Genomic DNA, 12,760 nt, shown 5'->3' with positions numbered 1-12,760 from the left:
CACCCGCCGATGAGTACCCGGCAGACCTCCGGCGCCCCCTACGGCGAGACGCCCTGTCGGCTGTGCGGCCGGCAGGCCAGCGCGGCGACGTCGTCCTCCGCGTGCCGTGCGTCCAGCCGGCTGAGGATGGTGTCCAGGACGTCTTCGAGCCCGCCCTCGACGGGGAAACGGACAGCGGACAGCCGGGCCAGAGACCGGTCGATGTCCTCACCGCGGCGTTCCACCAGCCCGTCGGTGAACAGCACCAGCGTCTCCCCCGCGCCCAGCGGATGTGTGGCCACGTCATAGCCACCGAGCCCCGTGCCGAGCGGCGGCCCCACGGGGACGGACAGCAGCGAGGCCTCACCGTCGGAGGTGATCCGCACGGGCGGCAGATGCCCCGCGCTGGCCAGCGTGACCTGGTGGCGCCCCGGGTCGACCCGGGCGAGCAGACAGGTGGCGGGCCGCAGCTCGGCCTCCTTGGAGGCGATCTCGTCCATCTGCCGCAGCACCCGGTGCGGGGGCAGGTCGGCGGAGGCGATGTAGCGCAGCGAGGAACGGTAGGCGTTCATGTCGACGGCGGCCTCCAGGCCGTGCCCCATGACGTCGCCGACCACCAGCAGGGTCCGCCCGAAGTGCAGCCGTACCGTCTCGCACCAGTCGCCACCGACGAGGACGCCGCCGCCGGCCGGCAGATAGCGGATGGCGATGTCGAGGTTGGGGTGCGGGCGGCCGGGCTCGGAGAGCAGCGCGCGCTGCAGGTCACCGGCGGTGCGATTGACGGCCTCGTAGTCGCGCGCGTGCCGGACATGGGAGGCGGCGCGCTCGGCGAGCAGGCTGAGCAACTCGCCCTCCGCGGGGCGAAGCGGCGGCCCGGAGCGCGCCCACACCAGGACGCCGTACACGTCGTCGCCGCTGGTCAGCGGCGCGCACAGGGCGGCCCGGGGCCGGAGACCCGCCGCGTACTCCAGCCAGGGCTCCGGCTCCGCGCCGAGCGCCGGTACGCCCGCCTCGCGGGCCACCGCGGCGGCCCAGCGGGCGTCGGGCAGCGCGTCGGGGTCCCCGGTGATCGCCTCGTACCCGGAGACGGTCTGGCCGGTCCGGCGCATCACGGCGGCCGTGCCGCCGGCCAGCCGTACGGCCACCCGGGTCAGCTCGGCGCAGGTCTCGGCCTCGTCGAGGGTCGTGCCTATCCCGGCCAGTGCGTCCCGCAGCACGCTCAGCCGCGCGCCGGCCGCCTCCTCGTCGACGGCCGGGACACGCTCCGCCGCATCCGCGGAATCCCCGGACTGCGCGGACGTCGCAGAGCCCTCGTGGCCGGCGCCGTGCTCGCGGTGGTGGCCGCTGTCGGCGGGCACAGACCTGCGACGGGACTGAATCCAGCGCGCCACACCCAACACCCTCACAGAATCTCAAACTGGAGCAAGTGGGGCACGAGCCTCATTCATCCCAGCGCCCTCGGGAGCCCCATGCGAGGGTGCGGGCCGGGTGTCCCACCGCGTGGCCGGGGTGCCGTCCGGCGCGGTCAGGGCGTGCGGGGGAGGTGCCCTGTGCCGTCCGCACCGACGACCCGGAGGGCGGGCGTGGCCTGAGCGGGCGCGGGGTGCGGGCAGCCCCGCACCCGGATCGTGGCTGCCGTCCCTGCCCACGCTCCGCCGCCTCTCCCGCTCCGCTTTCCGATGGCGTTCATCTTCGACCGAGCGGGCCCCGTCCAGCATCTCTTTTGCCAGATTCGGAGTCTCGACTGATCGGCGCAGGGTGGCCGCCCGGCGCGGTCAGCCCTCGTCGGGCGCCAGCCGCAGCGAGATGGAGTTGATGCAGTACCGCTGGTCGGTCGGGGTCGGATAGCCCTCGCCCGCGAAGACATGGCCCAGGTGGGAGCCGCAGCGGGCGCAGCGGACCTCGGTGCGGACCATGCCGTGGGAACGGTCGTCGACCAGTTCCACGGCGTCGGTGTCCTTGGGGTCGAAGAAGGACGGCCAGCCGCAGTGCGACTCGAACTTCGTGTCCGAGGTGAACAGTTCGGCACCGCAGGCGCGGCAGGAGTAGACGCCCTTGGTCTTGGTGTCCGTGTACTCACCGGTGAAGGCCGGCTCGGTGGCGGCCTGGCGCAGCACGGCGTACTCGGCCGGGTTCAGCTCCGCGCGCCACTCCTCGTCCGGCTTCTCGACGTCGTACGACATGAGCCTCAGCCCCTTCACTGCTGCGACAGGCGGTCCAGGATCAGCGGGCCCAGGTCGGTCACGTCGCCCGCGCCCATGGTGAGAACGAGATCACCGGGCTTCGCCATTCCCGCGATCACCGCGGGGCTCTCGGCCTTGTCGTGCACGGTGGTGACGTCGGCACCGGCGGCGCGCGCGGCCTCGATGATCAGCTCGCTGGTCACGCCGGGGATCGGGTCCTCGCGGGCCGGGTAGATGTCGAGGACCACCGAGGCGTCGGCGAGGGCCAGCGCCTGGCCCATCTCCTTGCCCAGCTCCTGGGTGCGGGAGAACAGGTGCGGCTGGAAGACGACGAGGATGCGGGAGTCGCCGGCGGCGGCGCGCATGGCTTCCAGGTCGGCGGTCATCTCGGTGGGGTGGTGGGCGTAGGAGTCGATCACCTGGACGCCGGCTGCCTCGCCCTTGAGCTGCAGGCGCCGCTTGACCCCGGTGTAGGCGGCGAGCGCGGGCGCCAGCTCCGCGGCCGGGATGCCGAGCGCGGCACCGGCGGTGAGCGCGGCGACGGCGTTGAGGGCGTAGTGCCGGCCCGGCACGGACACGGTGAACGTCAGCTCCTGCCCGTCCAGCACCGCGGTGACCCGGCTCTTCAGCCCCTGCGGTACGACGGCCGTGACCCGCACGTCGGCGTCCTCGGCCTCGCCGTACGTCACGGTCCTCACCGAGCCCGCGAGCCGCCGGGTCAGCTCCCGCGCGCCCTCGTGGTCGGCGGAGACGACGAGCGTGCCGCCGGGCACGATCTTCCCGGCGAAGGTCTCGAAGGACTCGTAGATCTCGTCCATCGAGGCGTAGTTGGCGTGGTGGTCCAGCTCGACGTTGAGGACGATGGCGACCTCGGGCGCGTACTTGTGGAAGCTGCGGTCCGATTCATCCGCCTCGGCCACGAAGATGTCGCCGTCGCCGTGCAGCGCGTTCGAGCCGGGCGCGTCCAGGTCGCCGCCGATGGCGTACGACGGCTGCAGGCCCAGCTCGGAGAGCGAGACGGCCAGCATGGAGGTGGTGGTGGTCTTGCCGTGGGTACCGGCCACGGCGATCGGCCGCAGCCCCTCCATCAGCGCGGCCAGCGCGTCGGAGCGGTGCACCACCGGGATGCCCAGCTCGGCCGCGCGGGCCAGCTCGGGGTTGTCCCTGCGGATCGCCGACGACACGACGACACAGCTCGCGTCGTCGGCGAGGTGCTCCGTGGCATGCCCGATGTGCACGGTGACCCCGAGTGCCCGCAGCGCCTGCGCGGTCGCCGACTCCTTCGCATCGCTCCCGGCCACCTCGGCCCCACGCTGCGCGAGGATCTTGGCGATCCCCGACATCCCGGCGCCGCCGATGCCGATGAAGTGCGGTCGGTCCATGGCGGTAGGAAGGCCGGGTGCCATGCGTTTCTCCCCAGAGACGAATGCGAGCTGAAGCAGGCCTAGCCTATGCGCTGAGCCACCGGCTTCTTCGCAGCGAGGGGTGCTGGTCCGGCTTGGGGGCGCGGGGAACCGCGCGACAAGCCACGATGCACCCGCGGCCGCCCACGCGCCCCCTCCGCCACGGCGCCTAGGCCTTGCTGTGCGAGAACAGCTTGAGCACCGGCACACCCACCTTGTGCCGAGCCCGAGAAGCCCAGTCCCGGTGGAAGAACTCCTCCACGTAGTGCGGATCCGTCAGCACGATCACCTCGTCGGCGGACACCTCGGCGACGAGCGACTTCAGCGCGTCCAACGGATGATCCTCGACCAACCGCCCCTCCGCCCGGCTCCCCGCCGCCCGCAGGGCCTGCACGGACACGTCAAGAGCCTGCTGCCCGACGCTCCTGGCGTTCTCCCCCTCGGGGGTCTCCCGCTCGCGCACCGCCTCGTCGAGTTCGCCAAGCGCGATGTCGTCGATGGCCCGCAGCAGGCGGTCCGCCTGGTCGCCGCGCGGCTGGAGGAGCACGTGGAAAGTGACCGGCTCGTCCCCGTGCAAGGTGGTGACGAACTCCACGTCGGCGGACGTCAAGGCCTTCTCGATCATCAGAACGCTTGTGAACACCAAACGCCTCTTCTCCTCCGTGGGCCCTGACGAGGCCCGTGCGGAAACCATCCTGCCCCGTGATCGCACGAGTTCTGCCGGACTAAGTCTGCCTTCCGGAAGCCAATCCGGAAGCTAAACGGAACGACACATTCCGCTGATTTCAGGAGCGACGGTAGCGGCCGAACAGAAATCCGGCCTCTTCGAGAAGGGACACGAGCTCGAACCGGCGCGGCACGTCGACCGACGGTCCCCCGGCGACGCGCTGCGCGTCGCCCGCGGTGAGCATGGGCGAGAGGGTCAGGCACATCTCGTCCAGCACCCCGGCGGCGATCAGCTGTCCGAGCAGCCGGGGACCGCCCTCGGTGAGCAGCCGGGTGTGGCCGAGACCGGCGAGGGCGCGCACCGCGCGCGCGGGCTCGATACCCCTGCCCTCACCGGCCATCACCACGGTGGCCCCGGCCTTCTCGGCGGCGGCGATCCGGCCGGGGGCGGCCGCGGCTCCGGTCAGGATCAGCGTGGGTACCAGGGGCGAGGTGTACAGCGGGAGCGAGAAGTCCAGCTCCAGGCTCGCGGAGACGACGGCGATCGCCGGGGCCGGGGCCTGTCCGGCGGCCTTGCGTGCCGCGGCGAACTCCGCACGCGCGCGTGCGGGACGGTACGCCTCCTGACGTACCGTTTCCGCACCCACCACGATCACATCCGCGAGCGCCCGCAGCGTGCCGAAGATCCGCATGTCGGCGGCGCTGGAGATGGGCTGGGAACGCCCCTCGTGCTGGGCGGCGCCGTCGAGCGTGGAGACCATGTTGGCCCGCAGCCACGGCCTGGGGGCGTCCGGCACCGGCTCGGGGTAGGCGTAGGCGGCGGCCAGTTCGGCGAGACTCCACTCACGATCGACGAGCGCGGCAGCGACGGACGCCTCGGACACATCCGGCACCCGAGTCCCGGCAGCCTCCCGCGTTCCCTCCCCCTCGGGGGTCCCTCCGGAGGTCTGGGCTGCTGTTTCGTCGGTCACAGGGAACAGGCGTCGCATGTCGTGCAGTCTGACACGGCGCTTAGCATGGGTAACCGTGTCGTCCTCCACCACCGCCTCCGGACCCAGCCCTGTGACCGACGCGGGCCCCCTCTCCCTGTGCGCCCGTGAGCCGCGTGTCCCCGCGGACCGGCTGGTCGCCGAGATGGTGCCGCCGCCGCGCTTCGACTCGGTCCGCTTCTCGACCTACATACCGGACCCGAACCAGCCCAGCCAGAGCGAGGCCGTACGGGTCCTCGACGGCTTCGCGGGCGGGCTCGGCGGGGCGCACGCCTCCGGCGCCGGCCGGCGCGGCCTCTTCGGCTTCGGCAGGCCCAGGGCACCCAAGACCCCGGCCGGCCCGCGCGGGGTCTACCTGGACGGCGGCTACGGCGTCGGCAAGACCCACCTGCTCGCCTCGCTGTGGCACGCCACCCCCGCCGAGCCCGCCCGCAAGGCGTTCGGCACCTTCGTGGAACTGACGAACCTGGTCGGCGCCCTCGGCTTCCAGCAGACGGTGCAGACCCTCTCCGGCCACAGCCTGCTGTGCATCGACGAGTTCGAGCTGGACGACCCGGGCGACACGGTCCTGGTGTCGACGCTGCTCGGCAAGCTGGTCGAGGCGGGCGTCGCGCTCGCCGCCACCTCCAACACGCTGCCCGGCAAGCTGGGCGAGGGCCGGTTCGCGGCGGCTGACTTCCTGCGCGAGATACAGGGCCTGTCGGCCCGTTTCCGCACCCTGCGCATCGACGGCGAGGACTACCGCCACCGCGGGCTGCCCGAGGCGCCGAAGCCCTTCACCGACGAAGAGGTGACGAAGGCGGCGTACGCCACCGAGGGCGCCTCGCTGGACGACTTCCCGCATCTGCTGGAGCACCTGGCCAAGGTGCACCCGAGCCGGTACGGCGCGCTGACCGACGGGCTGAGGGCGGTCTGTGTCACCGATGTGCGGCCGGTGCCGGACCAGTCGACCGCGCTCAGGCTCGTGGTGCTCGCGGACCGGCTCTACGACCGCGAGGTCCCGGTGCTGGCCTCGGGGCTGCCGTTCGACCGGCTGTTCAGCGAGGAGATGCTGAACGGCGGCTACCGCAAGAAGTACTTCCGCGCGATATCCCGGCTCACCGCGCTGGCCCGCGACGCCAAGGGGCTCGTGGGCTCTTAGTCACTCACAGACCCCCAGTCAAGAGCCAGATCGCGCCACGCGATCGGCACTTTTCACGCTTCCTTGCGCTTGTAACGCGCTGTTAACCCTGCAAAGGACTTTGCAGGGTTAATGTGCTTCTTGACCATCCATTGACTGTGGCTTGGTCCAGACAAGAGGCGCGAGCATCCGTAAGGGGGGCGCATGTTCCGAGGTACGACGGCCCGGACCCGCTTCGCGCTCCTCGCGGTACTCCTGCTCGCGCTCCAGCTCTTCGCTCCCACGGCGACATTCACATCTGCGCACACGCTCAGTGATGCACAGGCCAAGGCCGGGCCGGTCCTGCCGTCCTCCGTACCGCCGGTGCGCGAGGACAAGGACTCGATCCGCACCCCGTGCCGTCCGGGCCTCCCCGTGAGCACCCCGCACCTCCGCGACCGGCAGCGCGGCTCGGCCTCCTGCCGGGCCCAGCAGCCCGAGCCGATATCCGGCCGTACGGCCGCCGCGGACGCGCCGGACACCCCCGGCGCGCCGCGCCCCCACACCGAGAGAACCTCCAGAGCCCACACCCCCTCAGCTCTTCAGGTCTTCCGCTGCTGACAGCCGGTGCGGCACCCGTCCAGGGAGCCGCACCGGCCCGGGAAACCGGGCTCTTCCCCCACAACCGTCGTTCAAGTCCGACGCGCCCGTGCAGGCGCGCCAGGAGGAACCCATACATATGCAGCCCCTCATCGACAACGCCCGTACCTTCGGACAGCGCCCTGAGGAGTTCGCCAAGCTCGCCGAAGGCCAGTCCCCGCAGGTCCTGTTCATCACCTGCTCCGATTCCCGGGTCGTCCCGGCCCTGATCACGGGCGCCCGCCCCGGCCAGCTCTTCGAGCTGCGCACCGCGGGCAACATCGTCCCGCCCCACACCTCGCTCCACCCCACGAGCGAGGCCGCCACCATCGAGTACGCCGTGGAGGTGCTCGGCGTCCGCGACATCGTCGTCTGCGGTCACTCGCACTGCGGCGCCGTCGGCGCGCTGGTCCGTAACGACGATCTGACCGCCGTACCCGCCGTGCGCGACTGGCTCGCGCACGCCACCCCGCGCCCGGCCGGCGCGGCCGAGGATCCGGCGGTCGCCCAGGCCGTGCAGGCCCACGCCCTGACCCAGCTGCTTCGGCTGCGTTCGTACCCGTGCGTCGAGCGGAAGCTGACAGAGGGCCGACTGGGGCTGCACGCCTGGTACTACGAGGTACACACCGGGGCCGTACGGACGCACCGCCCGCAGACCGACACCTTCGAAGCCCTGTGAGCGCGCCGATGACCAGCAAGGACACCACCCTCATATCCCGCTTCCCGTATCTGCGGCAGGACTTCGCCGCCTCCCTCGTCGTCTTCCTGGTCGCGCTGCCGCTGTGCGTGGGCGTGGCCGTCGCCTCCGGGGTCCCGGCCGAACTCGGCCTGATCACCGGCATCGTGGGCGGACTCGTCACCGGGCTGATGCGTGGCAGCAGCTTCCAGGTGTCGGGTCCGGCGGCCGGCCTGACCGTCCTCGTCTTCGAGGCGGTCAAGGAGTTCGGGCTGCCCGCGCTCGGCGTGATCGTGCTCGCCTCCGGAGTCCTCCAGATGGGCATGGGCCTGCTGCGGCTGGGCCGCTACTTCCGCGCCATCTCGGTCTCCGTCGTCGAGGGCATGCTGGCCGGAATCGGACTGGTGCTCGTCGCCGGGCAGTTGTACCCGGCGCTGGCCACCAAGGCTCCCGACTCCGGACCGGCCAAGATCGCCGGGCTGCCCGGGGCGTTCCTGGACGCCCTGGGTGACGGCACGGCGGTGGCCTCGCTCGCGGTCTGCGCGGGCACGATCGCGGTGCTGCTGCTGTGGCGGCACGTCCCGGCGAAGATGCGTACGCTGCCCGGGCCGCTGGCCGCGGTCGGCCTGGCCACGGTGGCCGCGTTCGCGCTGGACCTGCCGGTGGCCACGGTGGAGGTGCAGGGCCTGCTGGGCGCCGTACAGCCACCGCCGCTCAGCGCGTTCGGCGAGCTGGCGGGTGTCGGGCTGCTCGGCACGATCGTCGCCTTCACACTGATCGCCTCCGCCGAGTCGCTGTTCAGCGCGGCCGCCGTGGACCGGCTGCACACCGGGCCGCGTACCGAGTACGACAAGGAGCTGCTCGCCCAGGGCGCCGGCAACACGGTGTGCGGGCTGCTGGGCGCGCTGCCGATGACCGCGGTGATCGTGCGCAGCGCCGCCAACGTCCAGGCGGGCGCCCGTACGAAGGCCTCGCGGGTGCTGCACGGGGTGTGGCTGCTGCTGTTCGCGGCGCTGCTGCCGGACGTGCTGGCCTACATACCGATCCCGGCGCTCGCGGGCATCCTGATCCACTCCGGCGCCAAGCTGGTCCCGGTGCGGGCGCTGGCCGGGCTGTGGCGCGAGCACCGGGGCGAGGCGCTGATCCTTTCCGTCACCGCCCTGTCCATCGTGGCGGTCAGCATGTTCGAGGGGGTGCTGATCGGTCTCGCCCTGGCCGTGGTCAAGACGGCCTGGGAGGCCTCGCACGTCAAGCTGGAGGTGATCGACAAGGGCGCGGGCCCGGTCGACGTCTGCATCGCGGGCAACGCGACCTTCCTGCGGCTGCCCAAGATCCTGGACAGCCTGGAGTCGCTCCCCGAGGACCGCCCGGTCCGCCTCGACCTGTCCGGCCTGCACCACCTCGACCACGCCTGCCGTACAGCCCTGGAGAACTGGGCCGAACGGCACAGCGCGGCGGGGACGGAACCGGTGCGGGTGACGGCTGCGCAGGCCGTCTGACGGCCGCTGTCTCCGGGCTGGGATGCCGACGCCCCTCGGTATCCCGGCCCGGTCTGTCCGGACCCCTCGGCAGAGCGGCCCAACCGGCTTATGGTTACAGCAGCGGACAAAAGCGGACCTCTCCGTGAGGAGGTCACCATGCTCCAGGAACTGCTGGGCGCGATCGCGGCGGCGGGTTCCGCCGGTGTGATCTATCTGGCGATGGCGGCGCGGGTCGTCAAACAGTACGAACGCGGTGTGTTGTTCCGGCTCGGGCGCGTCACCGGTGATGCGCGGACGCCGGGCTTCACGCTGATCATCCCCTTCGTGGACCGGCTGCAGAAGGTCAACATGCAGATCGTGACGATGCCGATCCCGGCCCAGGAGGGCATCACTCGCGACAACGTCACGGTCCGTGTGGACGCGGTCGTCTACTTCAGGGTGATCGACGCGGAGAGCGCCCTGGTGAAGGTCGAGGACTACAAGTTCGCGGTGTCGCAGATGGCTCAGACGTCGCTCAGGTCGATCATCGGCAAGAGCGATCTGGACGATCTGCTCTCCAACCGCGAGAAGCTCAACCAGGGGCTGGAGCTGATGATCGACAGCCCGGCTGTCGGCTGGGGCATCCAGGTCGACCGGGTGGAGATCAAGGACGTCTCGCTGCCGGACACGATGAAGCGGTCCATGGCCCGCCAGGCCGAGGCCGACCGGGAGCGCCGGGCCCGGATCATCAACGCGGACGCCGAGCTCCAGGCATCCAAGAAGCTGGCCGAGGCCGCTCAGCAGATGGCCGACACCCCCGCCGCGCTGCAACTGCGGCTGCTCCAGACGGTGATGGCGGTCTCCGCCGAGAAGAACTCCACGCTGGTCCTGCCGATCCCGGTGGAACTGCTGCACTTCCTGGAGCGAGGCAACCAGCAGCACGTGCCGAACAGTGACGGAGAGCTCCCCTCGGGCCAGTGACCTGAGCCGGAAGTCTTTTCGGTGGTTCCTCCGGCGGTGGTCGACCGGCGACGGGTGGCCTCCCGCAGGTGGTTCGGGTCGACGGAGCATTCGGGCGCCGGTCGCCCCCTGCCCGATCCAGCGAAGAATCTCTGACCCGGGACACCGGGGCCCGTCCGGCGGATCAGGTCGCAGGAAACCGACGGCGTCTCATCAGCGCAGGTGAGCGGGGGCGTTGGGGGCTTCGGCCACCGACGGCAACGCGGCAGATGGGCGTGCCGGTCCCTGCGTCTGTAGCAGGATCCGCCGGACAGGCCCTAGCGTGCCTGGTATGCGCAGGAGTTGGGTGATGGCCGTGGCCGCAGCGGCCGCGATGAGCGTCGTAACGGGCTGCGGGGACGACGGTGGCGGCAAACAGGGCGTCACACCCTCCCCCACCGCCGGGCGGCGGCTGACCGTCACCAGCACCGCGTACGGCGACGGCGGCACCATCCCGCGCCGCCACACCTGCGACGGCGCGGACGTGTCGCCCCCGCTGGCCCTCACCGCCGTACCCCCGCACACGGCCTCGCTGGCCCTGCTTCTGCAGGACCCCGACGCCCCGCACGGCACGTTCACGCACTGGCTGGCGTGGGACATCGACCCGCACACGCGGCAACTGGCCGCTGGAGAACATCCGCAGGGGGCGACCGAGGGCCGCAACGACTTCAAGCGGCCCGGCTACGGCGGCCCCTGTCCACCGCGCGGAGACCGCCCGCACCACTACGTCCTCACGGTGTACGCCACCGACCGCCGCCCGTCGCTCGCGGCAGGAGCCTCGCCGGCCGACCTGTTGCGGGCGCTGTCCGGCCACACCCTCGCCACAGGCACCCTGACGGGCCGATACGGGCGCAGATAGTCCCACAAATTTCGGCGCGTCGCTGTCCGTTTTGGGCGATTTTAATACTAATCTCCGTGACTGTAAGAGGTCGATCTGTTGCAGACCGCTTCCGCTCTCACACCATGGAGATGACATGCACAGACTTCGCAGGGCCGCCGTTCTGGTCGCAGCTCTCAGCACCGTCGGACTCGCAGCCGCCGGCACCGCCCACGCCGGCGGCGAGGGCGGGCACGAGCACGAGGAGGGCGTCATGCAGAGCTCCCAGTGCAAGGACCACGACCTGAATCTCGACGTCCTCGGCGAGGTCGGGATCCTCAACGGCCTGCTGGGCAACGCGCTCAACGGCGAGGGCGACCCCGGTGCACAGGGCACCCACATCGGCTCGACCATGGGCTGCAACAACAGCGACAACTGAGCGGCCTTCTCAGATGCCCTTGACGGCGGAAGACGATGGTCGGCCTGGCGTCCGGTGGGCCGGGCGACCTCCGCACCGTCGGCAGGGGAATGCGTGGTGACCTCACGCGCGCGCGGACGAGTCCGTGAGCGAGTTCCGTAGGTGCGCGTGAGGTCGCCACGCCGTCGACGGCAGCGGAGTCGCGATGCGCGCTCCGCTGCCGCTTCCGTGTGAGCACCGGCGGACACCCGGCCGCCGGAGCGGCGGAATCGGCGAGGCCACCGCCGTGCGGGTGACCGTAACGCGGCCCGCCGGACATATCGACGTATAGCCGATCATTCAGTCCTACTTTCATACTGTGACCCCACGACTACGCCACATCACCACCGTCTGTGCCCTGGGCGCGGCCCTCGCCGCCTGCGGTACCGCGGACCCCGCGGGCGGTGCCCGCCCGGCCCCGGCCAAGTCCCCCGTCTCCGCCTCCCCGTCCGCCTCGCATCCGCCCGTGCTGGCCCCCGGCCCCGGCGGCCTGACCCCGGTCTTCGAGCACGGCCCGCGCACCCAGGGCAAGACCGTCGCGCTGACCTTCGACGCCGACATGACCTCCGACGAGGGACCCCGTGCCGCCGCCGGCGAGCACTTCGACAACCCGGATCTCATCGGCGCCCTGCGGGCGCTGAAGGTGCCGGCGACGATCTTCATGACCGGCCGCTGGGCCGACGAGTACCCGACCGAGGCCCGCAGCCTCGGCCACGACCCGCTGTTCGAGGTCGCCAACCACTCCTACAGCCATTACGCGTTCACCGGCGACTGCTACGGCCTGCCGACGGTCGGCGCCGGAAACATGCGGACGGACGTGCAGCGGGCGTACGCCTCCCTGCGCCAGGCGGGCGTGCCGCACGCGCTGCCCTACTTCCGCTTCCCCGGGGGCTGTTACGACAAGCGGGCGCTGCGCACGCTGAGCGGGCTCGGGGTGACCGCGGTGCAGTGGGACGTGGTGAGCGGCGACGCGTTCGCCACGGACGCCGACGCCGTCACCCAGCAGGTGCTGGACGGGGTGAAGCCCGGCTCGGTGGTGGTCATGCACTGCACCCACAGCGCCGCTCCGACCACCGAGCAGGCCGTCCGCGCGATCGTCCCGGAACTGCGCCGACGCGGCTACCGGTTCGTGAAGGTCTCCGAGCTGATCGGCGTGAGCAGCGGACACCGCTGAGCGGCCTACGCCGGGGACATGAGCGACGAGGACGACAGGACCTACTGCGCGAACGCTGACGGGACGCGGCCCGTGAGTGGCACGAGGCCCGCCGCACCGCCTGCTCAGGGTGACCGGCGGCCGGTGAACTTCCGTCGTCCGTACGGGGTTTGAGGCCGCCGTCGAGCACGGTGCACGTCACGTACGGCGCCCCGGCCGGCCGGCGCGGGTCGTGGTCGA

At 71.6% G+C, this 12,760-nt stretch carries 13 protein-coding genes; 8 read left to right on the top strand and 5 right to left on the bottom strand.

All coding sequences use genetic code 11. The annotated features are described in order from the left end of the window. Positions 1 to 38: 38 nt before the first annotated feature. The 5 genes from AV521_RS23795 to AV521_RS23775 form a co-directional block, all read right to left on the bottom strand. A complete protein-coding gene (locus AV521_RS23795) occupies positions 39 to 1,370 on the bottom strand; it encodes a PP2C family protein-serine/threonine phosphatase (protein WP_256725663.1) in 1,332 nt (443 codons plus the stop codon). A 384-nt stretch (positions 1,371 to 1,754) separates the two neighbouring features. Beyond that, positions 1,755 to 2,162 carry a peptide-methionine (R)-S-oxide reductase MsrB gene (msrB, locus tag AV521_RS23790; RefSeq protein WP_076090602.1) on the bottom strand — a complete coding sequence of 136 codons (408 nt, stop codon included), beginning with the start codon at positions 2,160 to 2,162 and terminating at the stop codon, positions 1,755 to 1,757. A gap of 14 nt (positions 2,163 to 2,176) precedes the next feature. Further along, positions 2,177 to 3,568 (bottom strand): UDP-N-acetylmuramate--L-alanine ligase, encoded by a 1,392-nt coding sequence (gene murC / locus AV521_RS23785; protein ID WP_076090601.1) that lies wholly within the window; start codon positions 3,566 to 3,568, stop codon positions 2,177 to 2,179. Between the two features lie 166 nt (positions 3,569 to 3,734). Beyond that, positions 3,735 to 4,208, bottom strand: coding sequence for an indole-3-glycerol phosphate synthase (locus tag AV521_RS23780; protein WP_179023339.1), 474 nt, complete (start codon positions 4,206 to 4,208; stop codon positions 3,735 to 3,737). Positions 4,209 to 4,350: 142 nt separating this feature from the next. After that, the gene (locus AV521_RS23775; RefSeq protein WP_079249381.1) at positions 4,351 to 5,220 is read right to left on the bottom strand and encodes a pyrimidine reductase family protein; all 870 of its coding nucleotides are present in this window, start codon (positions 5,218 to 5,220) and stop codon (positions 4,351 to 4,353) included. A gap of 37 nt (positions 5,221 to 5,257) precedes the next feature. Here AV521_RS23775 and zapE point away from each other — a divergent pair, with 37 nt between their 5' ends. From zapE to AV521_RS23735, 8 genes are all read left to right on the top strand, one after another. Continuing rightward, positions 5,258 to 6,361, top strand: a complete 1,104-nt coding sequence (gene zapE, locus AV521_RS23770) for a cell division protein ZapE (RefSeq protein ID WP_076090599.1) — start codon at positions 5,258 to 5,260, stop codon at positions 6,359 to 6,361. A 183-nt stretch (positions 6,362 to 6,544) separates the two neighbouring features. After that, the gene (locus tag AV521_RS23765) at positions 6,545 to 6,940 is read left to right on the top strand and encodes a hypothetical protein (protein WP_076090598.1); all 396 of its coding nucleotides are present in this window, start codon (positions 6,545 to 6,547) and stop codon (positions 6,938 to 6,940) included. A gap of 118 nt (positions 6,941 to 7,058) precedes the next feature. After that, positions 7,059 to 7,637 (top strand): carbonic anhydrase, encoded by a 579-nt coding sequence (locus tag AV521_RS23760; protein WP_076090597.1) that lies wholly within the window; start codon positions 7,059 to 7,061, stop codon positions 7,635 to 7,637. An 8-nt stretch (positions 7,638 to 7,645) separates the two neighbouring features. Further along, complete coding sequence (locus AV521_RS23755) at positions 7,646 to 9,133, top strand: SulP family inorganic anion transporter (protein ID WP_076090812.1); 1,488 nt, start codon at positions 7,646 to 7,648, stop codon at positions 9,131 to 9,133. Between the two features lie 138 nt (positions 9,134 to 9,271). Then, on the top strand, positions 9,272 to 10,075 hold the full coding sequence (locus AV521_RS23750) for a slipin family protein (RefSeq protein ID WP_076090596.1): 804 nt from the start codon (positions 9,272 to 9,274) through the stop codon (positions 10,073 to 10,075). Positions 10,076 to 10,403: 328 nt separating this feature from the next. Beyond that, complete coding sequence (locus tag AV521_RS23745; RefSeq protein WP_256725662.1) at positions 10,404 to 10,952, top strand: YbhB/YbcL family Raf kinase inhibitor-like protein; 549 nt, start codon at positions 10,404 to 10,406, stop codon at positions 10,950 to 10,952. A 115-nt stretch (positions 10,953 to 11,067) separates the two neighbouring features. Further along, positions 11,068 to 11,349, top strand: coding sequence for a hypothetical protein (locus AV521_RS23740; RefSeq protein ID WP_076090595.1), 282 nt, complete (start codon positions 11,068 to 11,070; stop codon positions 11,347 to 11,349). A 337-nt stretch (positions 11,350 to 11,686) separates the two neighbouring features. Further along, positions 11,687 to 12,541, top strand: a complete 855-nt coding sequence (locus AV521_RS23735) for a polysaccharide deacetylase family protein (RefSeq protein WP_076090594.1) — start codon at positions 11,687 to 11,689, stop codon at positions 12,539 to 12,541. Positions 12,542 to 12,760 lie beyond the last annotated feature (219 nt).

Origin of the sequence: Streptomyces sp. IMTB 2501 (assembly GCF_001953885.1) — a bacterium.
Lineage (GTDB): Bacteria > Actinomycetota > Actinomycetes > Streptomycetales > Streptomycetaceae > Streptomyces.
Note: the sequence above shows the minus strand (reverse complement) of the source record. Positions and strands in the feature narration are given on the sequence as shown.